The 21,732-nt window shown below is 42.2% G+C and carries 25 protein-coding genes and 1 tRNA gene; 12 read left to right on the forward strand and 14 right to left on the reverse strand.

Annotation, left to right across the window (positions count from 1 at the left end):
* The coding region (gene tyrS, locus WKI49_05720) for a tyrosine--tRNA ligase (protein ID MEJ7621988.1) at nt 1–1,170 on the forward strand (1,170 nt) is incomplete at its 5' end.
* Here the strand turns inward: tyrS and WKI49_05725 are convergent.
* Genes WKI49_05725 through rplS form a run of 4 tightly spaced genes read right to left on the reverse strand, consistent with a single transcriptional unit; the run spans nt 1,157 to nt 3,232 of the window.
* Nucleotides 1,157–1,411, reverse strand: coding sequence for a hypothetical protein (locus WKI49_05725; GenBank protein ID MEJ7621989.1), 255 nt, complete (start codon nt 1,409–1,411; stop codon nt 1,157–1,159). The genes tyrS and WKI49_05725 overlap by 14 nt on opposite strands.
* Nucleotides 1,408–2,262 (reverse strand): 16S rRNA (cytosine(1402)-N(4))-methyltransferase RsmH, encoded by an 855-nt coding sequence (gene rsmH, locus WKI49_05730; protein ID MEJ7621990.1) that lies wholly within the window; start codon nt 2,260–2,262, stop codon nt 1,408–1,410. The genes WKI49_05725 and rsmH overlap by 4 nt, the downstream gene beginning before the upstream one ends.
* Nucleotides 2,262–2,861, reverse strand: a complete 600-nt coding sequence (locus WKI49_05735) for a ribonuclease HII (protein MEJ7621991.1) — start codon at nt 2,859–2,861, stop codon at nt 2,262–2,264. Before WKI49_05735 ends, rsmH begins: the two co-directional genes overlap by 1 nt.
* A complete protein-coding gene (rplS, locus tag WKI49_05740) occupies nt 2,858–3,232 on the reverse strand; it encodes a 50S ribosomal protein L19 (GenBank protein MEJ7621992.1) in 375 nt (124 codons plus the stop codon). Before rplS ends, WKI49_05735 begins: the two co-directional genes overlap by 4 nt.
* Before the next feature lie 241 nt (nt 3,233–3,473).
* Between rplS and WKI49_05745 the strand changes: the two genes are divergently transcribed.
* Nucleotides 3,474–5,051 carry a diguanylate cyclase gene (locus WKI49_05745; protein MEJ7621993.1) on the forward strand — a complete coding sequence of 526 codons (1,578 nt, stop codon included), beginning with the start codon at nt 3,474–3,476 and terminating at the stop codon, nt 5,049–5,051.
* Here the strand turns inward: WKI49_05745 and purE are convergent.
* Nucleotides 5,048–5,545, reverse strand: a complete 498-nt coding sequence (gene purE / locus WKI49_05750; protein ID MEJ7621994.1) for a 5-(carboxyamino)imidazole ribonucleotide mutase — start codon at nt 5,543–5,545, stop codon at nt 5,048–5,050. The genes WKI49_05745 and purE overlap by 4 nt on opposite strands.
* 16 nt (nt 5,546–5,561) lie before the next feature.
* Here purE and WKI49_05755 point away from each other — a divergent pair, with 16 nt between their 5' ends.
* Nucleotides 5,562–5,966 carry a hypothetical protein gene (locus WKI49_05755; protein ID MEJ7621995.1) on the forward strand — a complete coding sequence of 135 codons (405 nt, stop codon included), beginning with the start codon at nt 5,562–5,564 and terminating at the stop codon, nt 5,964–5,966.
* A complete protein-coding gene (locus WKI49_05760; GenBank protein ID MEJ7621996.1) occupies nt 5,963–6,514 on the forward strand; it encodes a 4Fe-4S dicluster domain-containing protein in 552 nt (183 codons plus the stop codon). Before WKI49_05755 ends, WKI49_05760 begins: the two co-directional genes overlap by 4 nt.
* On the opposite strand, the gene WKI49_05765 is transcribed toward WKI49_05760, so the two are convergent.
* The gene (locus tag WKI49_05765) at nt 6,476–7,234 is read right to left on the reverse strand and encodes a prepilin peptidase (protein MEJ7621997.1); all 759 of its coding nucleotides are present in this window, start codon (nt 7,232–7,234) and stop codon (nt 6,476–6,478) included. The two genes, WKI49_05760 and WKI49_05765, sit on opposite strands and share 39 nt — an antisense overlap.
* A 21-nt stretch (nt 7,235–7,255) precedes the next feature.
* Here WKI49_05765 and WKI49_05770 point away from each other — a divergent pair, with 21 nt between their 5' ends.
* Nucleotides 7,256–7,732 (forward strand): thioredoxin fold domain-containing protein, encoded by a 477-nt coding sequence (locus WKI49_05770; protein ID MEJ7621998.1) that lies wholly within the window; start codon nt 7,256–7,258, stop codon nt 7,730–7,732.
* Nucleotides 7,723–8,355, forward strand: a complete 633-nt coding sequence (locus WKI49_05775; protein MEJ7621999.1) for an HAD-IA family hydrolase — start codon at nt 7,723–7,725, stop codon at nt 8,353–8,355. Before WKI49_05770 ends, WKI49_05775 begins: the two co-directional genes overlap by 10 nt.
* Before the next feature lie 36 nt (nt 8,356–8,391).
* On the opposite strand, the gene WKI49_05780 is transcribed toward WKI49_05775, so the two are convergent.
* From WKI49_05780 to WKI49_05805, 6 genes are all read right to left on the reverse strand, one after another.
* Complete coding sequence (locus WKI49_05780) at nt 8,392–8,568, reverse strand: DUF167 domain-containing protein (protein MEJ7622000.1); 177 nt, start codon at nt 8,566–8,568, stop codon at nt 8,392–8,394.
* Nucleotides 8,565–8,771 (reverse strand): hypothetical protein, encoded by a 207-nt coding sequence (locus WKI49_05785; protein ID MEJ7622001.1) that lies wholly within the window; start codon nt 8,769–8,771, stop codon nt 8,565–8,567. Before WKI49_05785 ends, WKI49_05780 begins: the two co-directional genes overlap by 4 nt.
* A gap of 2 nt (nt 8,772–8,773) precedes the next feature.
* Nucleotides 8,774–9,643 carry an elongation factor P--(R)-beta-lysine ligase gene (gene epmA, locus WKI49_05790; GenBank protein ID MEJ7622002.1) on the reverse strand — a complete coding sequence of 290 codons (870 nt, stop codon included), beginning with the start codon at nt 9,641–9,643 and terminating at the stop codon, nt 8,774–8,776.
* Between the two features lie 16 nt (nt 9,644–9,659).
* Nucleotides 9,660–9,735 (reverse strand) — tRNA-His (locus tag WKI49_05795).
* Nucleotides 9,736–9,759: 24 nt separating this feature from the next.
* On the reverse strand, nt 9,760–10,461 hold the full coding sequence (locus tag WKI49_05800) for an RsmE family RNA methyltransferase (protein ID MEJ7622003.1): 702 nt from the start codon (nt 10,459–10,461) through the stop codon (nt 9,760–9,762).
* Nucleotides 10,462–10,492: 31 nt separating this feature from the next.
* Nucleotides 10,493–10,765 (reverse strand): HU family DNA-binding protein, encoded by a 273-nt coding sequence (locus tag WKI49_05805; protein MEJ7622004.1) that lies wholly within the window; start codon nt 10,763–10,765, stop codon nt 10,493–10,495.
* An 88-nt stretch (nt 10,766–10,853) separates the two neighbouring features.
* Between WKI49_05805 and WKI49_05810 the strand changes: the two genes are divergently transcribed.
* The 3 genes from WKI49_05810 to WKI49_05820 are packed head-to-tail and all read left to right on the forward strand — an operon-like array spanning nt 10,854 to nt 13,109.
* On the forward strand, nt 10,854–11,279 hold the full coding sequence (locus WKI49_05810; GenBank protein MEJ7622005.1) for a DMT family transporter: 426 nt from the start codon (nt 10,854–10,856) through the stop codon (nt 11,277–11,279).
* Nucleotides 11,240–12,601: an apolipoprotein N-acyltransferase gene (gene lnt, locus WKI49_05815; GenBank protein ID MEJ7622006.1), complete on the forward strand. Its 1,362-nt coding sequence runs from the start codon at nt 11,240–11,242 to the stop codon at nt 12,599–12,601. Before WKI49_05810 ends, lnt begins: the two co-directional genes overlap by 40 nt.
* A complete protein-coding gene (locus WKI49_05820; protein ID MEJ7622007.1) occupies nt 12,594–13,109 on the forward strand; it encodes a CDP-alcohol phosphatidyltransferase family protein in 516 nt (171 codons plus the stop codon). Before lnt ends, WKI49_05820 begins: the two co-directional genes overlap by 8 nt.
* Here WKI49_05820 and WKI49_05825 read toward each other — a convergent pair.
* The gene (locus WKI49_05825; protein MEJ7622008.1) at nt 13,081–16,470 is read right to left on the reverse strand and encodes a translocation/assembly module TamB domain-containing protein; all 3,390 of its coding nucleotides are present in this window, start codon (nt 16,468–16,470) and stop codon (nt 13,081–13,083) included. The two genes, WKI49_05820 and WKI49_05825, sit on opposite strands and share 29 nt — an antisense overlap.
* Before the next feature lie 29 nt (nt 16,471–16,499).
* Here WKI49_05825 and plsY point away from each other — a divergent pair, with 29 nt between their 5' ends.
* Genes plsY through WKI49_05840 form a run of 3 tightly spaced genes read left to right on the forward strand, consistent with a single transcriptional unit; the run spans nt 16,500 to nt 19,298 of the window.
* Nucleotides 16,500–17,084: a glycerol-3-phosphate 1-O-acyltransferase PlsY gene (gene plsY / locus WKI49_05830; protein MEJ7622009.1), complete on the forward strand. Its 585-nt coding sequence runs from the start codon at nt 16,500–16,502 to the stop codon at nt 17,082–17,084.
* Nucleotides 17,081–18,499: a glycosyltransferase family 39 protein gene (locus tag WKI49_05835; GenBank protein ID MEJ7622010.1), complete on the forward strand. Its 1,419-nt coding sequence runs from the start codon at nt 17,081–17,083 to the stop codon at nt 18,497–18,499. The genes plsY and WKI49_05835 overlap by 4 nt, the downstream gene beginning before the upstream one ends.
* Before the next feature lie 31 nt (nt 18,500–18,530).
* On the forward strand, nt 18,531–19,298 hold the full coding sequence (locus WKI49_05840) for a hypothetical protein (protein MEJ7622011.1): 768 nt from the start codon (nt 18,531–18,533) through the stop codon (nt 19,296–19,298).
* On the opposite strand, the gene recG is transcribed toward WKI49_05840, so the two are convergent.
* Nucleotides 19,286–21,652 carry an ATP-dependent DNA helicase RecG gene (gene recG, locus WKI49_05845; GenBank protein MEJ7622012.1) on the reverse strand — a complete coding sequence of 789 codons (2,367 nt, stop codon included), beginning with the start codon at nt 21,650–21,652 and terminating at the stop codon, nt 19,286–19,288. The two genes, WKI49_05840 and recG, sit on opposite strands and share 13 nt — an antisense overlap.
* Nucleotides 21,653–21,732: the final 80 nt, after the last annotated feature.

The following is a 21,732-nucleotide window of genomic DNA, read 5'->3' on the forward strand; positions in this document are numbered from 1 at the left end:
GAGCAACTTAAACTTCTCAAGCAGGGAACTGTAGAGATAATAGAAGAAGAGGAGCTTTTGGAAAAGCTAAAAGAGGGTAGACCGCTTCGTATAAAGGCTGGCTTTGACCCTACCGCTCCAGACCTTCATCTTGGACATACGGTTCTTCTTCAAAAACTGCGTCAGTTTCAACTCTTGGGGCATGAGGTTTATTTTGTGATAGGTGATTTTACCGCCATGATAGGAGACCCTACAGGAAGGAGTGAGACAAGACCGCCTCTTAGTAGGGAGCAGGTCTTAGAAAACGCCAAAACCTACGAACATCAAGTCTTTAAGGTGCTCCTGCCGGAGAAAACCAACATAGTCTTTAACAGCACTTGGCTTTCTTCTCTTGGAACAGAGGGTATTATAAAGCTGGCAGGTCAATACACAGTGGCGAGGATGTTAGAAAGAGATGACTTTTCAAAAAGGTTTAAAGAGGGTAATCCCATATATATCCACGAGTTTCTCTATCCATTGCTTCAAGGTTATGACTCTGTTTTCTTAAAAGCGGATGTGGAGCTGGGTGGCACAGACCAGAAGTTTAACTTGCTTGTAGGAAGAGACCTTCAGAGAGCCTTCGGTCAAAAGCCTCAAGTGTGTATAACCATGCCACTTTTGGTGGGTCTTGACGGTGTAAAGAAGATGTCCAAGTCCTATGGCAATTACATAGGCATTACGGAAGAGCCAAACCAAATGTTTGGAAAGATTATGTCCATCTCCGATGAGCTTATGTGGGATTACTACCTTCTGCTTACAGACTATAGGCAGGAAGAGATAGAGGAGTTTAAAAAGAACTTACATCCTATGGAAGCCAAAAAGAGGCTTGCTCATTACATAGTTTCCCGTTATCACTCAAAGGAAAGTGCGGACAAAGCCCTTGAGTTCTTTGAAAAAACCTTTTCTCAAAGAGAGTTTCCAGAGGACGCACAGGTCATAAGAGTTCCTGCAGGCTATCGCCAAAAGGCTTATGAATTTCTCTTTGAGTTGGGTATAGAAGCGTCAAAAAACTCCGCACGCAGGCTCATAGAAGGTGGAGGTCTTAAGATAAACGGTCAAAAGATACAAGACCCAAATCAGGAAATTCAAGTATCCGAGGAGCTAAAACTTCAAGTTGGTAAAAAGAGGTTTTATAGGATTATTCCCCAGTAGAGCTCTTAACCACCTTTATCCTGCTCCAATCTATGGGACTAAGCCCAGAAGATTTTGCGTAGCTTTTAACGGTTTTGTAGTTTATGTGTTTCTCTATTTCAGCCTTTAGAGTCAGACTTCTTTCTTTTTCTCTCTTTAGCTCAGAGACCTTTTTGGCATAATTTCTTGCCACATTTAGGCTGTAGGAGGAGTATAACAAATTCAACAAAAGAAGCAAAAAAGCCCAGATTAGGTATTTCATGGCTTTTCTCCTGCCCTCAACTTTGCACTTCTACTTGCAGGGTTTTTCTTTACTTCTTCCATAGTAGGCGTTATCGGTTTTTTTGTCAAGGGTTTAAGATATGTTTTTATAAAGTTCTTTACTATCCTGTCTTCAAGAGAATGAAAGGATATGACCACTACTCTACCTCCAGACCTAAGAAAGTCAAGGGTCTTCCGCAGGGCTATCTCAAGGCTCTTTAGCTCTTCGTTTACCTCTATCCTTATAGCCTGAAAGACCCTTGTGGCAGGATGTATCCTTCCACCCTTGTAAGGTAAAACGGAAGTTATTATCTCCACAAGCTCAAGGGTAGTTTCTATGGGTTTTTTGGCTCTTGCCAAAACTATCGCCCTTGCTATCCTTTTTGCATAAGGCTCTTCTCCGTATTCTTTGAATATTCTTTCCAAATCCCTCTCCGAATAGTTATTGACCACTTGGTAGGCACTCAACCTGTCCTCTGGGTTCATCCTCATATCCAATGGCTCGTCCCTTTGAAAGGAAAAGCCTCTTGGACTCTTTAACTGTAGCATAGAGACACCAAGGTCAAAGAGAAAACCGTCCACCTGCAAAAGTCCTTCCATTTTGAGGACTTCGTCAAGGTCCGAAAAGTTTGCATGATAAAGGCTATATCTACCTTCAAAGTCTTTGAGGTTTTCCTGTGCCATCTCAAGTGCATAAGGGTCTCTGTCTATGCCTATCACAAAGGCTTGTGGGTTTTTCTCCAATATCCTACGCGTATGCCCACCAAGACCTATGGTGCAATCCACATAAAGTTTTCCTCCATTACCTAACAGTAGGTCTGTGGACTCCTCAAGAAGAACAGGAATATGCATTAATCTTCAAAAAGGCTGAACTGTCTTATTGGAGAAAAGCTCTTCCTGTGTATTGGACTTTCTCTGTAAAGTCTTATAGCTTTTATATGCTCCCTTGTTGCGTAGCCTTTATGTTTTGAAAAGTTATACTGAGGGTAGAGTTTATGATAATGCTCCATTATTCTGTCTCTGAGAACCTTTGCCACAACGCTGGCACAGGCACAGCTAAGGCTCTTTTCATCACCCTTCACAAGAGGAATACATTCATAACCTTCCACAGGCAGGTAGTCGCTTATAACCACGTGAAACTTATGCTTTAGGTCTTCCAAAGCCCTTTTAAAGGCAAGCAGATTTGCCTTTATAATACCAATCCTATCTATGACAGCAGAATCCACAACCGCAGTGCCTATGGCAAGAGCCTTTGCCCTTATAATCTCATAAGTTTCCTCCCTCTCCTTTACACTCATAGCCTTTGAGTCCTTGTCTATAAAAGGTTCTGTAAAGGGTGGAAGTATGACCGCGCAGGCAACAAGAGGTCCAGCCAAGGGACCCCTTCCCGCTTCGTCAACACCTGCCACCAAAAGACCCCTTTCCCAATAAGCTTTTTCGTATTCTGTCATGCTCTATTCTTAAGTTCCCAAGGTTTTATTTCCTTTATTTTACCTATAGCCTCCTTACCCCTATACTTACGTAGGAAATACAGCTTTGCCCTTCTAACTTTTCCATATTTGACCACTTCAATCCTTTCTATGTTAGGGCTATAGTAAGGAAATATTCTTTCTATACCTACACCATAGGACTCCTTCCTTACTGTAAAGGTCTTATTCGGACCACTGCCTTTTATCCTTATAACCACACCTTCAAAGGGCTGTATCCTTTCCTTTTCTCCTTCCACTATTTTGTAGTAAACTCTTACCGTATCACCTACCTTAAAAGCTGGATATTCTTTCTTCGGAAGATATAACTCCTCAATTCTCTGAAGCAAGCTCATAGCTAAAACCTCCTTTTATACTTAAGGCATACAATTATAGCACAGTTTGAGTTATAATAACCAAGTCAAACTATAGGGGATTGATAAGCCTGAGCCTATCGTGAAGGATATGAAAAGATATAGCTTTCAAAGACCCTTTTGAAGTGGACTTGAAGTAAAGGCAAAGGGCATGAAGGATAGGGAATATTTAAATGCTTTTTGTGGAAGGTATCTAACTTTATAATAACATTGGGTTTTGCTCATGGACTACTCCCCACTTGACCTTATACCTGAGCCAATTTTGGTAGTGGATGAGAATCACCGAGTTATCTTTGCTAACAAAAAGGCAAGAGAGGTATACGGTAATAGGGCGGAAACCTGTTATGAGCTTTCTCATTCCTTTTCAAAACCATGTTATGAATACGAGGGACACCCATGCCCAGTTAGAAACATAAAAGAGCTGGGAATAGAAAAGTCTGGCGTCCTACATGTTCACAAAACGCAAGAAGGTGAAAGGTATTTTTATGTGTTAGCTCACTACCTTCCGGAAAAGGGTTTTTATGTGGAGCTTCATATAGACCTCTTTGACCTTATGGAAAATCTAAAGCTCAGTGGTCAGAGGACGGAGTTTCTTCTTTCTGGGGGTCCTGTGGTCTTTTTCCAATGGAAAAGGGCAGAGGACTTTCCTGTGGAGTTTGTCTCACCTAATGTGTCTGAGCTTTTGGGGTATACCGTAGAGGACTTTATATCTGGAAGGATAAAGTATGCAGACCTTATACATCCAGAGGACTTGGAAAGGGTAGCTCAAGAGGTAAAGTATCATACAGAGAAGAAATCTCCCTTCTGGATACATCAAGACTACAGGCTCAGAAGAAAAGACGGAGAATACATATGGGTTCTAAACTATACCGTGCCATTGTTTGACGACAGGAATGAGATAATTGGCTACTTTGGATACTTGCTGGATATAACGGAAAAACATGAACAGGAAGAGCTTTTCCACATTCTCGCAGAGTCAAACCCTCATGCGGTGCTGGTCTATGATTTTGAGCAAAACAGAGTTCTTTACGTAAACCACAGTGTAACAAAACTCTTTGGATATAGCAGGGAAGAATTGTTAGCCCTTGAAGACCCCATAAGCCTCATATTTTGGAAAGATAGAGAAAAGGCTTATGAAAATTTGAAGAAAAGGAAAGAAGGATACACAGGCGATATCAGCTACAGATTAAGAATTATTACCAAGAGTGGAAGAATAAAATGGGTTAACCTATCTTCAACTGTAGCCCATTTCAAAGGAAGGAATGTTTCTTTGATAACATTGGTAGATATATCAGAGGAAGTAAGAAGAGAAAGAACCCTAATAAAACTTGCCACAAGAGACCAGCTTACTGGTATATTTAACAGACGAGCACTTATTCACGATTTTGAGCGTCTTTTACATCAAGCGGAAAGATACAAAACACCCTTTTCCTTGGTAATCTTTGACATAGATAACTTCAAGCGCGTAAATGATACATACGGACACCTTATGGGAGACAAGGCTCTAAAAGAAGTGGTTAAGGCGGTAAAAAAGGTCCTAAGAAAAAGTGATATCTTTGGAAGGTGGGGTGGTGAGGAGTTCTTGGTGCTTCTTCCTATGACCTTAGAGCCTTATGCACCTGCGGAGAAGATAAGACGGACAGTTGAAAACTGTAATTTCTGTAAAGATTTGAGCATAACCATATCTCTGGGAGCAACCACTTACAGGGAAGGCGATACTATAGATAGCATGATTTTAAGGGCGGACGAAGCACTTTACCGAGCAAAAGAGCAAGGGAAAAACAGAGTGGTAGTTATCTAAGAGAGCTCTTCTTTTAGCTTTTCATTCATTTCTTGGACCTTCTGCCTTAAGGATGCCTCATAGTCTTTTAGTTTTTTCTCAAGCTCTGGGTATTTTATGGAGAGTATCCTTACTGCAAGAAGTCCTGCGTTTGTGCCGTTGCCTATGCCTACGGTTGCCACGGGGATGCCTGCTGGCATCTGCACTATGGAATAAAGGGAGTCCACACCATTTAGGTGTTTAGAAGGCACGGGGACGCCTATCACTGGTAGTGTGGTCATGCTGGCGGTCATGCCCGGGAGATGTGCGGAGCCTCCTGCACCTGCTATTATTACCTCTATGCCTCTTTCTCTTGCGGTCTTTGCATATTCATACATGGCTTCTGGCGTTCTGTGGGCGGACACAACTCTCACTTCGCAGGGGACTTCAAACTGCACAAGGACTTCGTAAGCAGGCTTTAGCCACTCCCAGTCAGAAAGACTACCCATTATTATGCCTACCAAAGGACTTTTCATGCATATAATTTTATGCATGAGTATAGAGAAGTTCATGAAGGAACTTTCTGATATGGAAGAGAGCCTCTGGCAAAGACGTATGAAAGTCCTTTATCAGTATAAGAGAGTTCAAGAAATGAGGCAAAGGATACGAGAGATTGAAGAGGTATTTGAGGAAGAGGTAGGCATTGACTTTCAAACCGCCCTATACTTCTTGGAAGAATACGAGAGCAACCCTCAGAGCTTTGAGAGGATAAAGGAGACACTGGGAGAAGAGGTTTTTCAGACTATAGAAGCTCTTGCGGACAGGATTAGGCAGATAAGGGATATGAAGAAGGAAGTGGATGAGGTGGAGAAGGAGATATTTGAAATAGATGCGGAGATAGACGATACCTTTGAAAAGCTCCGAGAATACAAAAGAAAAATTCAGGAAATGCTATGAAAAGACCCATAATGCTAATAGACCTTGACAGGTGCATAGGCTGTCTTTCCTGTGAGGTTGCCTGTAAACAGGAAAAGGGGCTTGAGAGCTTTGGCATAAGACCCATGAAGGTCTTCAGAGTAAGTGGTATTGGAGACAGGGCGGATGCCTTCTTTCTGCCTATGAACTGTTTTCACTGTGAGCCAGCACCCTGCGTTTACGCCTGTCCTACCTCCGCCATGAGGAAAAGAGAGGATGGCATAGTGTATGTGGAAGAGCTAAGGTGCATAGGCTGTAAGGCGTGCATAATTGCCTGTCCCTATGGAGCTATAGCCTTTAATCCTGCCACCATGAAAGTGGAAAAGTGTGATTATTGCTACAAAAGAGTAGATGCCGGACTTTTACCCTCTTGCGTGTCTAAGTGTGTTACCAACTGTCTGTATTTTGTGGAGATAGAAGATGTGCCAAAAGAAAGACATACCGCAAGAAGAATAGACTCAGAGCTATACAGAGAGCTTTTCCGCTGGAGGTTAGAAGAAGAACCTCTTGAGGTCCAAAACAATCCCTAAAAAGACACCCAGAGAGAGAAAAGGTCCGTATGGAAGAGCAAACTGCAAGCTTTTGTTTTTCAATATTATAGGCAGTGCATACAAAAGACCAAGCAAAGACCCCAAAAAGACCGCATATATAACACCCCAAAGACCAGCCACAGAACCTATAAAAGCCATGAGCTTTACATCTCCAAAGCCAAGCCCCTCTATCTTTCTGAGCTTTGTGTAGTAGAGGTATATAAGTAGAAAGATACCACCACCCACAAAAGCACCAAGTAGGCTTTCCTTTAGGCTAAAGTCTTGTCTAAAAACCGATACCACAAGCCCAAAGGCAAGTCCACCAAGCGTGAAAGTATCTGGAAGTATAAAGGTATCCCAGTCTATAAGGCTTGCCACAAGAAGCATGGAGAAGAAAACAAAGAAAACAAAGCTCAAAAAGGGCTCTTCAAACCTTACTCTGCAAAGAACTGCCAAAAAGCCAGTAAAGGCTTCCACCAGAGGATATCTGATGGATATTTTTGCTCCACAATGTCTACACCTGCCTCTGAGGATAAGGTAAGAAACTATGGGAATGTTGTCATACCATCTTATTCTTTGACCACATTGAGGGCAATGAGAGGGAGGAGAGACAATAGAAATACCTCTGGGTATTCTATATATTAGCACGTTGTAAAAGCTTCCCAGGCTTGCACCAAGCAAGAACAAAAAGACATATTCCAAAAGTTGAAACGTTTCCACTGTAGGCTAAAATTATAAACTATGAGGAGGCTACTATATGCACTCTGCTTTTTGTTCTTGGCTTCTTGCCAACAAAAGCAAGCGGTATCAAACTCTGAGATAAAGGACATAGTGCCAAAGCATGAATACGCTATGCTTATAGTGGAGAGCGAGAGCTGTATTTACTGCAAACAGCTAAGAAAAGACCTTCAGAGCCCAGTCCTGGCTTCGGAGTTGGAGAACATAGATGTTTACAGCGTGCTTTATGAGAGCAATGCAAGAGTAAGATATGTCCTCAAAGGACAAGAGCATATAAGCACGGAAGAAGAGCTTGTAAGAACTCTAAAGGTCAACTCCTTCCCTCAACTCTTCTTCTATGATAAGGAAGGCAATATAGTGCTTCATATACCAGGCTACCAACCACCCAAAACCCTTGCTTGCACTATTAGGTTTGTAAAAGAGGGAAAATATAAAGACACCAAGTATATGGACTACCTCAAGGCGGAAGAATGCATCTAAAAGCCATACTCTTTGACTTAGACGGAACGCTCATAGACTCCTACAGAGATATAGCCATACATCTCAACAAAACTCTGAAGGACTTTAACAAACCTCAGGTTGAGATACAAGAGGTTAAATACATGGTGGGAGGCGGTGCAAGAGAGCTTCTAAAAAGGTTCTTCCAAGATGGCATCCTTGAAGAGGCTCTAAAAGTTTTCAGAGAGTATTATCTCAAAGAGCCTGTTATTCACACAAAGCCCTTTGATGGCATAATGGAAGTTCTTGAAAGAGCAAGAAGCAAGGGTATAGAGCTTGCGGTGGTTACTAATAAGATGGAAAGCCTTTCTAAGGTCATCCTTCAGGAGCTTGGTATGGCAGAGTATTTTTCAGTGGTGATTGGGGGAGACACGCTTTCTGAGAAAAAGCCTTCACCCTTGCCTGTGCTGGAAGCCCTAAGACATGTTGGTGCCTTGCCTTCAGAGGCTATCATAGTGGGAGATACAGAGGCGGACCTAAAGGCAGGCAGGCTTGCAGGTGTAAAAAGGGGTCTTGCCCTGTGGGGTTATGTTAAAGTTCAAGAAGAAGTTCCAGATTTTGAACTCCATAGCCCTTTGGATTTAGCCAATTTTTTTAATCTTTGATAACCTCAAAAACCTTAAGCCTTGAGGTAGAGCCTCTTAGGAGTTGACCTTTGACTTTGAAACTCCAAAGTGCTTTGCCAGTAGTTCTCTTATTCTTTCGTTAGCTTTTCCCCCCTCTGGTGGGTCTTTGACCGCAACTTCGTATAGGTCTTTTTCTACCTCTTTCACATATTCTACCTTTGACCCGGGTCTGGCTTTTACCTTAAAAATCATTCCTCCCTTATCTCCCTGAGAGCCCTGTATTTTATCGTATATAACACCACAAAACCGTCTATACCATGCTCTCTTGCAAGGCTCGTTTCCACATCAAGCACTTGACCGCCTTCCTGCTCTATTGTGGATAAAACCTCGTTGAGCTTTTCGGTTATCTCTCTATCATTGCCCTCAAGGGAAATTACCATGCACCTGTATGCCATGCTTAAAAGTATATCTCATCAAGGCTATTAAGTCCCTTATAAACCATAAAAAGTCTCTCAAGTCCTATGGAACAGCCCGCACAGGGAGGAAAGTCTTCGTAAGCTCTGATAAGCTCCTCGTCAAAGGGTAAATCCCTACCCTTTGCGAAGTTTTCCATCCTTCTTCTTATCTCCTCGGGGTTTGTTTCTTCTGTCCAGCCGTTGGCTATCTCTATGCCCCTTATATATAGCTCAAACCTCTCCGCATAACCATCTACCACCTTTGCATAAGAGCTTAGCCTCTGAGGGAAATGGGTTATAAACTCAGGTTTGTCTTTGCCAAGATTTCTTTCCACATCCACATATATTCTGAAAAAGAGACTTTCCCAGTCTTCTTTGTCGTCAAATTCGTAGCCATATGCAAGTAGGTTGTTTTTGAATATCTCCTCATCCTCAGAAAGCACCACACCCGCATACTCCTCAAAGGCATGCTCAAGCCTTGTTGTCTTGTATTCCTTTGAAATTCCCAAAAACTCAAGCAATTCAGCTATCTCCCTTATGAGATAACTGTAGTCCACCCCAATCTTATACCACTCAAGCATGGTAAATTCTATTTTGTTAAGCCTTCCGCACTCGTTATTTCTAAAGACCCTTGCCACTTGGAATATGTCCCTTCTGTATTTTGAGAGCAGTTTTTTCATGGAAAACTCTGGGGAAGTTTGAAGCCACAGAATCTTCTCTTTACCACACTCCACAACCTTGAGACCTATAGGCTCTACATTCAAGTCAATATTGGGAAACTCAAGAAGCACAGGGGTGTGAACCTCAAGATAACCTCTTTCCTTGAAAAAGTCCCTTACCCTTTGAATAAACTCAGCCCACTCAAAGACCATCTAAAGGATTATAACATGGGGAGAGCGACGGGACTCGAACCCGCGACCCGTGGATCCACAGTCCACTGCTCTACCAGCTGAGCTACGCTCTCCTAACTTAATTTATTATAATCCTCTCACTTTCCCTCTGCAAGGTTCATTATAAGGGCAGTTGCTATAGCTCCTGCCATTTCAGTCCTTAGTATGTAAGGTTTTAGAAAAAGAGGCTTAAAACCTTTGCTTTTTAGAGACTCCACCTCTTCAATAGACAGACCACCCTCAGGACCCACCAGAACACCGTAGCTTCTCTTAGTCAGGTCAAGGCTCTTTATATCAGCCTCTGCGGAGAAGTTATCAAGCACAAGAGCTACTTCTTCCTTTGCTTGTATCTCAAATAGCCTTATGGGTCTACCTATTTCCATAGGTTTTGGTCTCTTGCACTGCTTAAAAGAAGCAAGACTCAACCTTTTCCACCTTTCCATTTTCTCTTCAAGGATACTCAACTTTTGGAAACCTCTTTTACAAACTACAGGTATGAGCAAGCTTGCTCCTGTCTGGCTTGCCCTGTCTATTACTTCTTCCATAAGTTTTAGTTCTAAAGGCACACACTGATATAGATTTACCTCTGGTTTTGGCAAAGGAATGCTTAACTCTTCCAGAGGCTTGCAAAGGGCATAGTCTTTTTCAATAGACATGAGAACACTCAAGAATAACCTATTTTCGCAAAAAACCTCAAGCCTGTCCCCTTTTTTAATCCTTAGAGCTTTAAGGTGATTAAACTCTTGACCACTTATAACTAAAAAATCCCCCTCCTTACCAGTGCATATTAGCCTTTCCATGAAGGGAGCGGGGCAGACGCCCCGCCAAAGGTTACTTTACAGACTCTCTGAGCTCCTTTGCAGGTCTGAAGGTGACCACCTTTCTGGCTGGTATCTTTATCTCCGCACCAGTTCTTGGGTTGCGTCCTTTCCTTTCTGCCCTTGTGCGAACCACGAATATCCCAAATCCCGGGATGGCGACTCTTTCACCCTTCTTAAGAGCCTCAGAGACTGCTTGAATGGCGGATTTAAGGGCAGCATCAGCTTGCTTTTTAGTAATGCCTGCCCCTTTGGCTATAGCTGAAACAAGCTCAGCTTTAGTCATGTCAATCCCTCCTTACAAAGTTTTTAGCAGTTTATAATGATATACCAAGTTAACTCAAGATGCAAGAAGATTTTTGAGGATTCTAAACATGAGAAGCATAATTTTTGCACTTCTTGCAAGCTTTATGTGGGGGACAGCCCCAGTGCTTTTTAAGCTTGGTTTGAGAGGAGAGGTGCATCCTATAAGTGCCTTAGTTTTTCATAACCTTTCCGCCTTTTTGCTCGCCTTGGTAATTACAGTTATTACGGGAATGAAGTTGAATTATCCGCTTAGAGAGGTAATGCTCATAATAGCAGGTGGCATAATGTCAGGCTTTCTTGGACTCTTCTTCTTCTTTGAGGCTGTTAAGCGTGGAGAGGTATCGGTGGTAGCCCCTATAGCCTCCACATCACCCATCTGGGGTGCGCTTATCGCCTTTCTACTTCTTGGTGAACCCTTTAGCTGGCTCAGAGCCTTTGGTATACTTCTTGTGGTATGTGGAATAGTTTTAATAAGCCTATCCTCTGGCAAGTAGCTCTGGCTTTTCTCACAGGTTTTCTGTTATACCTGCCTTTTTCTAAATATGAGCTTTGGTTCTTTTTTCTTCCCGCTTTTATACTCCTTCTTCATATAAGGTCTGGACTTTACTGGCTTCTTTCCGGCTTTGTTTTCTTTTTTCTCTCCTTGAGGTGTGCCAACATCGCCAGTATAGACTACGGTGGCGTTAACCCTTTTCTTTCTTACGGGCTTTTCAGTCTATTTGCACTATTTCTTAGCCTCTACCAGTTTTACCTACCCTTCTGGCTGTGGAAAAGGCTCTTTGGAGGCAATTTATGGCTCTTACCCCTTTTGTATGTGGTCTTTGAGGTAATCCGCTCAAACTTTCCCTATGGAGGCTTTCCTTGGCTTATCGTGGGCTCTCTCTCCGTATACCTTCCTATTGTAAAACACAGCCTTCTGTATGCAAACGTCTATATTCAGAGCCTTTTTTTGATATACACCGCACTGTTCCTCCTACGTAGAAAGCTAAGGCTAACCGTTTTTGTGTGGATTGTTCTTCTACTTATGGGCTTTTTTGCTCTCAGAGAAAAGGAAAAGGCAATGGAAAAAGCACCAGCTTTAAGGGTTGCACTGGTGCAAACCGCAGTGCCTCAGGAAGACAAACTCCAAAAGGAATCCTTTAGGAAACATGCAAGAGAGATACTCAAGCTGGTAGAAGAGGCTAATAAGAAGGGTGTGGACCTTATAGTTCTTCCAGAATCCGCCTTTCACTTTTTCTACTCAGAGGAAAGCGATGAATACAACTTTGAGCTAAGGCTACTCAGCCAGAAAACACCCATTCTTGTAGGTCTTATTGACATAAGAGAAGGTCTAAAACCCTACAACTCCGCTTACCTTTTAAAGGACGGCATTGCTATCCAGAGCTACGATAAGATAAAACTCTTCCCAATAGGAGAATACATACCCTTTCCCTTTGGCTTTCTAAAAGAGATTTTTCCAGCCATAGGTGGCATAGACTACGTCCCAGGTAAAAGCCTAACGCCTTTAGAATACAAAACCATGAAGATAGCCACACCCATATGTTTTGAAGTAGCCTACCATAGTCTTGTCATGGAGCTCTCTAAAAGGGCAAACCTTATAGCAGTCCTTACCAATGACGGCTGGTTTAAGGATTCTGACTGCGTAAGCCAGCACTACCTTTGGGCGAGGGTAAGGGCGTTGGAGACAGGCAAATATGTGCTCTGGGTAAACAACTCAGGAGACACTGGCATAATAGACCCTATGGGTAGGGTCCTTGAGAGGATGCCCTATATGAAAAGGGGTGTAGTTTATGGAGAGGTCTTACTTATTGACTAACCTCCCAAACCTCTTATCCCTTCTTAGGCTAATACTTAGTCCGACGCTTCTTTTTGCTCCAAAGGATTACATAATTTTTATCTTTCTTCCACTTGCTATCTCTGACGCTCTGGATGGCTTCCTTGCAAGGAAGTTAAAGGCTCAAACAGAGCTTGGCAAGGTGCTTGACCCTTTGGCGGACAAGGTAATGGTCCTGTGTGGACTCTTTGTATGCACCTTTAGGTTTAATCTTTTGCCTCCTGCCTTCCTCTACGCTGTTTTGTCAAGAGACTTGTTTCTCCTTATAGGCGGGCTTGTCCTTACCAGCAGATATGGAAAGGTTCCTTCCGCAAGGTTTTTAGGTAAGGCTTTTACCCTTACACTATCCCTTTTTATTCTTCTGTGTATTGCAGGTTATTCTTCTCAGTTTATGCTATGGGTTAGCACGCTTATGCTTTTTCTTTCTTGGTTAGACTATGCCCTTTTTGGATTAAAAAGGCTCAAAAGTCAAACTTCCTTCTCAACCTAACTCTTACCTCTTGAGTTCTGTCAGAGTAGTATCTACCACCTATAGAAGTGTTTGGAGTGAGCTTTACATCTCCGCCTGTATAAGTTTCCCTTGGGTTTTTCAGAGTGCTTTGCCTGTGTTCTACTGTTATTCTTGGAGTTAGGTCTTTGGAAATAGTTGCATTAAGTCCCACCTCTCCTGTAGGAGATACAGATGGCGATATCTGGACTCTTATATCAAGACCTGTTGCGCGGTTTGCACCCTTTAGGAGACCACTTATCTGTGGTATCTGGCTTATAAGGGCACTGCCTACTGGTATTAGTCCTTCCGCTTCTCCACCACCGAGGACCAATGCGGTGAGCACTTCTCTTGTATCTCTGGGTGGCTCAGACCTGACTATCACCTTTGGATATTGAGGGTTTCCCTTAAGGTCAATTATGATGCTGTAGTCTGGTGTAGGGGTCAATATGGTAAGGTCCATCTGACTGTCCTTATTTGTAAGAGTTAGCTCGCCCCTTCTAACATAGAACTCCCTTTCAAAGTATCTCAAAGCACCCCCCTTAAGGTAAGCGTTCACTGTATAATTAGGCTCATAAAGAGTGCCACCTATCTTTGCAGATAAGTCCGCATAAACATATCCTTCTGGAAGATTAATTCTCAAAGGTTCAGAAGAAGCAATAAATAGGTCAAGACTAACCCTCTTGTAGTCTTCAGGACTTGCTCCAGACCCTCTGTTGACCCTTTGCACATTGAGGACTCCAGAGGTATAAAACTCACCCTTTATATTTAAGCTCCTATAATCGGAGCTCAAAAGTCCCTTTCCAGAAACAAACATATTGGCTCTTATGGCATCATTTCTGTAGAGAATAGGTAGTTGTGTAGCCTCGAATCTAAGCTGTGCCTTTTTTTCATCTCCTTGCAAACTTAGTAAAATAGAAGCTCTTTCATTCCCGCTTAGACTTGCAGAGCCAGAGAGTTTGTTGTCTTTAAAGTTTACCTCAAGTTTGCCAGAGAGTGGCATGGCAAGGTATCTGGACCTAAGGGTTATCTTTTCAGAGCTCGCCTTCAAGGTCAATCTGTCTGTATAAGATAGCTTATAAGATATCCTGCCCTCAGCGTCCGCAAGAACCCTACTCCTTATCACAGAAAAAAGTCTGCTAAGGTCTATTGTCCCTTCAGAAGAAAGCCTTAAACTGTCTTCATAGGAGAGGTCAAGCCAACCATCAAGAACGCCATACAGCCTGCCCTTGAGTGAAACACTTTTAGCGGTATACTCTCCCCTTTGAAACTCTATGGTTGATAGCCTTTCCTGCCCTATGCTAACTGTAAGTGGCTCTACCTCTATGCTACCCCTTTCCATGCTTCCATACACCTTTACGTTAGGCACTCTAAGGGTTATAATACCCTCTCTAAGGGTAAAGCCCCTTACTGAAGCTTTTAGCTCCTCTTCGCTTACTTGCAATCTTGCGTTAATTGGAAAAGCGTAGTTTTTATATTTACCGCTTCCTAAAACTTCAAGGTTTATATCCTTATTCCTACCCCTTAAACGGTAGTCTGAAAGGACATAAAGGTCTCCCTGTGTGTGTTTTAAAGAGCCTTCAAGAGTGTAAGAACCTTCCTTAAAGTCATAGTAGCCCCTACCCTTTATCTCATCCTTAAGGTCAAAAGAAAAGAAAATTTTTTGACCATCTAACTTCCCTTCAAAACTACCCTTTGAATAAGAAAACTGAAAAATGTTTATATCCCTAAGATTTCCCCTAAGGTTTCCTCTTAACCCTCCACCTACTTGCTCTATTTCAAAGAACACATCTGCCCAAGAAGATACTTTTTCTCTCAGAAGTCTACCTTCAAGCCTTCCAGAACTCCACAGTTTGTTTTCTTTGAGTTTTAAATCCACTTTTCCCTTTAAAGACTCCGTGCTAACCCCTGCATATAAGAGATTCAAACCTTCAAGTATTAACCTGCCAGAAAAATCCTTCTCTTTTAGAGAGCCTCCACCAGAGAGAGAATAGCCCTCTCCACTTAGATTTACCCTGTAAGTATCCCCTTCAACGAGCAGGTCATAACTTGGATTTCCGAGGTTTATATCTCTCAAAGATAGGCTTTCTAACCTTCCTCTGCCATAACTAAAGACTTGACCTCGCTGAAATCTAAGAGACCCATTATAGGAAACCACCGCAGAAGCCCCCTCTTGTTTTAGCTTGTATCCTATAAGGTTTACATTCCCTGAAAAATCTCTTTGGTAAAAACTTCCTTCCACGGAGAGTAAGAAGGGTTGAGATACAGAAAACTCAATATTCCCCCTTTGAACTTCCTGAAAGTTAAAAGACAACCTAAGGCTAACACCCCTTACCTCTTGATTTTCAAATCTTGCGGTAGGAGAATAAGCATAAAGGGTTAAACTTTTATTCTTCAAATCAAGCTCAAGCTGTCCGTTAGCTACAGCGGACAAGCTCTGATTTATGCCCAAAAGCCTCTGGTCTACTGGAAAACCTCTAAGCACCATCTGCAAAATTCCATCGCTTAGGGAGTAGTTAACTTCCGCATTAGTAGAGCCATCGGTTATGAACCCTTTGAGCTGGTTTTTTCCCTTCCATTCCCATAGGTATTCACCTTCCAATCTCAGACCCCTAAATTCTCTCCTATTTTTTATATCAAGCAGTTGAGAATAACCAGAAAAACTTGCCCTTATTTGAGTGTAGCTTAGGCTTCCTGATAGTTTTATGTTAGTCTTAGTTAGAGAAAAACTCTCCCTTTCAATAGGTCCTATGTATCCTTCCGCTTGAAATGTTCCCTTTTTTCCTTTCCATACACCACTCAAGCTAAGGTTATATAAATCGCTTCTTACTTGAGCTTGGTCCAATATGAGATTTTTCCCTTCTATGTGAGCTTGCTTTAGGAAAACTTCAATATGGTTTACGTCCTTGTGATGTATTCTGTAAACCTGTGCCCATCCAGTGGAATGTATCTTACCCTTCTTTGACTCAACTGTTGGTATAAAAAGCGTAAGGCTCTCTCCGTTAAGCACTTGGTTCGTAGAAATATATAGCTTGTCTACTCTAAGGTTTAACCTACTTGCGAACTTTACAAGAGGTCCAAAGTCATAGTCAAAGGGTTTGTCAGAAGGTGGAGCTTTGGAAACCTCTATAAGGCTAAACTCACCAGCCTTAATGTCCCACGGTCTTATGGCTCCATTGCTGACAAAAAGGTGGATGGTTTTCTCCTTAAGAGGCACATATAAAAGAAAGCTTTTAAAACTTAGACCCTTTTCAAAGCTAAGTCTTATACCCTCTACCTTAATCTCTATGTTCCTCGCCATAAGATAGGGCTTTATAAAAAGAAAGTAGAGGGCAAGGAGCAGGAGTATAAAATAACCTATCACCTGCATAAATTTAGGGTATCATAGTTTTCATGGATAGCGTGCTTCTTGTTCTCTTTGCCTACCTGTATGGTTCAGTGCTTTTTGGAGAGCACATAGCAAAGGCAAAGGGTGTGGATATAAGGTCTGTGGGGAGTGGAAATGTGGGTGCTACCAACGTGGGAAGGGCACTGGGTAAAAAATACGCTGTTTTGGTTTTTCTGCTTGACTTTTCCAAAGGTCTAATTCCTATGCTTCTTGCAAGGCTCTACTTTGGACTTGATAGCTGGACTGCCTTTTTTGTAGGTCTTGCAAGCCTTTTGGGGCATACGTATCCGGTTTTTCACAACTTCAAAGGTGGAAAGGGTGTGGCTACCGCCTTTGGCACTCTTACTGCGGTCTCTCCACTAATTGCGGTTCTTTCTATAGCCTTCTGGGGGCTTATATTTAGGTGGAAAGGTATAGTTTCTGTTGCTTCTCTTTCTGCTTCCGCTCTTGCGGTTTTGCTCCTTCTTTTCTCAGATCACCCCTTCAAAATATTCTTCATGGCACTCCTCATGTTTCTCCTTATCCTATACAGGCACAAGGATAATCTTGCGAGGCTTATAGAGGGTAAGGAATACAGCTTTAAGTCGTGATAGTAGTTGTAGCCTTTAATCTGTTTTTACTGCTTTTCAGAGTCCTTTATGTGGTTTATTATCCCCTTGACCTTACACCGGAGGAAGCCCAATACTGGGATTGGTCAAGGCACTTAGACCTTAGCTACTATTCAAAACCACCTATGGTTGCCTATTTGAACTTTTTGACAAGAGAAATCTTTGGTGTTTCAGAGCTTGCGGTAAGGATAACACCCATAGTCTTTTCCTTTCTACTTTCTTTGCTTACTTACCTTTTTGTAAAAAAAGTTTTTGACGAGAGGTCTGCCATAATAGCCTCTACCTTGCCACAGATAACCATAGGCTTTGGCATAAACTCTTTGCTAATGACCACAGATGCGCCTTTTATCTTCTTTTGGTCTTTGAGCCTTATGGTGCTGTTTTTTGCTTTTGAGAAAAACCTTCTTTGGCTCTGGCTTTTGGCGGGATTTTTGGGTGGTCTTGCCTTTTTGAGTAAGTATCCAGCGGTTTTTCTTCTTCCCTGTGCACTTTTATATGGCATCTTCTTTAAAAGAAGCCTGCTTAAAGACTACAAGCCTTATCTTAGTCTAATTCCCGCCTTTCTTTTATCCTTGCCTGTTTTGTATTGGAACTATAAGCATGACTTTGTCTCCTTCAAACATGTTTCCACCCTTGCCAGCAAGTCCGCAAGCCTTTTAAACTTTGGCTCTTTCCTTGAGTTTCTTGCAGGTCAGACTCTTTTGCTTTCAATCATTCCCTTTTTACTTTTGCCATACCTCTGGTTTAAGAACATAAAGGAGGAAAAAACCGCCTTCTTTGTCTTTTTCTCCCTCATACCCTTTCTCTTCTTTGCGGTGCTTTCTCTTTTCAAAAGGGTAGAAGCCAACTGGGCTGGGTTTTCTTACTTTTCCGCTTTTGTTTTGGTGAGCCTATATCTTTCAAAAAGCAGGCTACTTTTGCCCTCTTATCTTCTGGCAGGATTTTTGTTTGTATTTTTGCACTTTACTCCTCTTCTTGATAAGGTTGGACTTGGAGGGCTTCTCCCGCCTCACAGAGACCCCACAAAGGTAGGCATAGGTTGGTCTCAGCTGGGAGAAGTGGTTTCAGAAATGAGAACAGCACAGGAGAGTATCATAAGCCCCCACTATCAAATTAGTGCGGAGCTCGCCTTTTACGTAAGAGGAAACCCAAGAACTTATTGCATAAACCTTGGGAGAAGGATGAACCAGTATGACCTTTGGGAAAAGGACTATGAAGGCGACGCCATCTTTGTGGATTATGTACCCATAAACCCAAGAGTCCTATCCGCAAGTGAGGGTATAATAGAAGAGGCAGAACTTCCCATCTTTTGGAGAGGTAGGGAAATAAGGAGGTTTTACATATACAAGCTCAAAAATCTTAAAAAGGTGGAGGAAGAGGTGCCAGGGAGTTATTAGGTTTTTGGTGAGTGTATACTTGGTCGGATTTGTGCTTTACCATTCCCTACCCTATGTCTATGTTGACCATGTAAACTATTCCGTTCCCTCTCCGGTGCCTATACCCTTTCAGAAACAATGTGCCTGTGTTATAAACACTAAAAGCGTATATAACAGTCCTTTGGGAAACCCTAGGAAACTTCAAGAAGAGTTAGAAAAGAGAAATGCCTTAGCCTGCCACATGGAGGAGGAAAAGGTAAAAGGATACAGAGATATTGGACTTAACAAATGGTTTTTATACCTTCTTTTTGAATACATACCCAAGACCATTCTTTTTGAAAAACCTTCAGACCCCTATTCTCTCATTAATCTAAGCTCCTGCAAACCTTTGGCATCAGACATGCCAATAGTCATCTCCTTGTGGAAGTTAGATATACCTAATTACAGCTTTATACTTAGAGACAGGAAAAACCTTTACTATGCAAGTCAATGCAAACCTCAAGAGGCTACAAACTTTATACCTTTCACAGGAAACAAAAATCCTCAGATATATGTCTATTCGCGGGCTGGGTTCTTCTTCCCAGGCGACCGATTTAGAGCTCCTGCAGTGCTAAGTGCTAACTTTTATGAAAGGAAGGTTTTGATATTTCTTTTAAGGGATGGCACAGTTTATAAGGTCTTTGACCAAAGGTCTATAAGAGAAACTCTCCGAGAGAGCGGTGAATATACTCTTAAAGTCTACACTTACCGTTTTCGTTTATGGAGGTTTTACTTCGGACTTAGATTTCTCTCCTGCACCCCAGCCTTTCATGCCATATAAGCAAGACCCATTTTATCACCGTATCTATAAATTAAAACCTTTCTCAAGTCCATGTATTTCTCAAGGTTTGGGTCTTCTTCAAGAGTTTTCTTTGCGTCTTCCCTTGCAAGCTCAAGCATAGCCCTATCTTGAGCTCTGGCAAGGTTTGCGGTCATAAAGCCAAAGTATCCCGACTGAGAAACACCCAATAACTCCCCAGGACCTCTTAGCTTTAGGTCTTCTTCTGCAATCTCAAAGCCGTTATTAGACCTTACCACAACCCTTAACCTTTTCATAGCATCTTGGTCCTTCTTTAGCTCATCTGGCACAACAAGGTAACAATAAGCCTGCTTGTCTGACCTTCCTACCCTTCCTCTAAGCTGATGAAGTTGAGAGAGACCAAAGCGATGTGCGGACTCTATAACCATAAGGGTTGCGGATGGCACATCCACACCCACTTCTACCACAGTGGTAGCCACAAGTATATCACCAGTGCTTTTGAACCTTTCCATAACCTCTCTCTTTTCCTCATCCTTTAGCTTTCCATGAAGCAAAAGCACTTCCCTGTCTGGAAAAAGGCTTTTCCACCTTTCATATTCCTTTACTGCGGATTTCAAGGCTAAGGTCTCAGACTCCTCAATAAGAGGATAGATAACATAGACTTTGTTCCCCTTAGAAAGCTCTTCTTTAACAGCTTGTAATACCTTCTCAAACTCCGAATCAAAAAGGAGTTTCGTGATAACAGGTTTTCTACCAGAAGGCAGTTGGTCTATTACTGAGAGGTCAAGGTCTCCATACAAGGAAAGGGCAAGGGTTCTTGGTATAGGCGTGGCACTCATTACAAGGCTGTGAGGATAATAGCCTTTACCCTTTTCCAAAAGAAGTTTCCTCTGCATGACACCAAAGCGGTGCTGTTCGTCCACCACCACGAAGGCAAGCCTATGAAACTCCACGCCTTCTTGAATTAAGGCATGAGTGCCTATAAGCACCTTTATGTTTCCTCTTTTTGTATGGAAAAGCACGCTTTTTCTCTTAGAACCCTTTACAGACCCAGTCAAAAGACCCACATGAACACCAAGAGGCTCAAGAAACTTTCTGAAGTTTTCATAATGCTGAAGTGCCAATATCTCTGTAGGGACCATTATGGCACTCTGATAGCCTTCCTTTGCAAAGGCGTAAGCTATAGCCATAGCCACAACCGTCTTTCCACTTCCCACATCACCCTGCAAAAGCCTATTCATAGGTCTGTTTTCCTTTATGTCCGCCAGTATTTCCCTTATAGCCTTAATTTGAGCCTGGGTGAGCTTAAAGGGTAAGGAAGCTAAAAATTCCTCAATATGCTTCTCTGGTTCTTTGAGGGCTATGGCAGGCTGGCTTTTTACCTGAGACTTTATAAGATGTAAAGAAAGCTGAAACAGGAAAAGCTCCTCGTATATGAGCCTTCTTTGAAAGGGCGTGGAAAAGCTGTTTAGGTCTTCCTCGGAAAACCCCACTGGTCTATGTAAAAAGTATAGGCTTTCTCCAATAGGTGGAAGGTTTCTTTCTCTTAAGACCCACTCGGGAAGATATTCAGGTATATACTTTGCGGTTTCGGAAAGTTTGTAAAGAATGCTCCTTATTCTCTCATGCCTTTTCTTTGTAGATATGCTTTTTAGCTCTCCATCCACTCGTATGTAGTAAAAGGGTAAAACACTTCCAACCTCTGTCTCTTTTAAAAACTCAGGATGAACCATATACTTCTCTCCTGCAAACTCCTTCACTTTTCCGTAGACTATAAGCTCTTGACCTTTCCTAAATCTATAGAGAGCTCTTTGGTCCTTGTAGCGAAACCTTAAGTATAAGGTTCCTGTGCTGTCTTCACATAAGACCCAAGCGGGATACTTTTCTTGAAGGTTGTAGCCAAGGGCAACTACTTTAACCTTTAGGGCTACTTTCTGTCCTTGCCTTGCGGTCTTTACCGTGTGCACCAACCTTCTGTCTTCGTATCTCAAAGGGGCAAACCAAAGGGCGGAATAAAGGTCTTTTATTCCAAGGGCTTTAAGTGTCTTCTTTTCTTTTTCGTCAAGTATCTTTAACTTGTCCACGGGTTTAAAAAAGGCTTCTATCGGCTTTTTCTCTACCTGAGAAAAGTCCACCTCAAGAGCAGGTAAAGGATGCTTTAGCCTTTCTTCAATACTCCTTAGGATAGCCTTTTTCTTCTCAAGAGGAAGCCTGTCAAAATCCTTTAACACTTCAAGATACGATAGCTCAAGGCTGTCCTTTAGAAGGTTAAAGAGATACATACCAACACCAAGACTCCTTTTGAGACGCTTATAGTCTTCTTGCGATAAGTCTTTTATGAGCTTTATTGCTTTTTCTATCCTGCTTTCAGACATGGTTTAGTAGTTGGATCATTTATCATGAGCAAGCTCTCTATCTGTCTTTCCCGCCTATTAATATTATACGTTAGCCCCAA

It is taken from the genome of Aquificaceae bacterium, assembly GCA_037722135.1.
In the GTDB taxonomy this organism is placed as follows: Bacteria; Aquificota; Aquificia; order Aquificales; family Aquificaceae; genus Pampinifervens; species Pampinifervens sericum.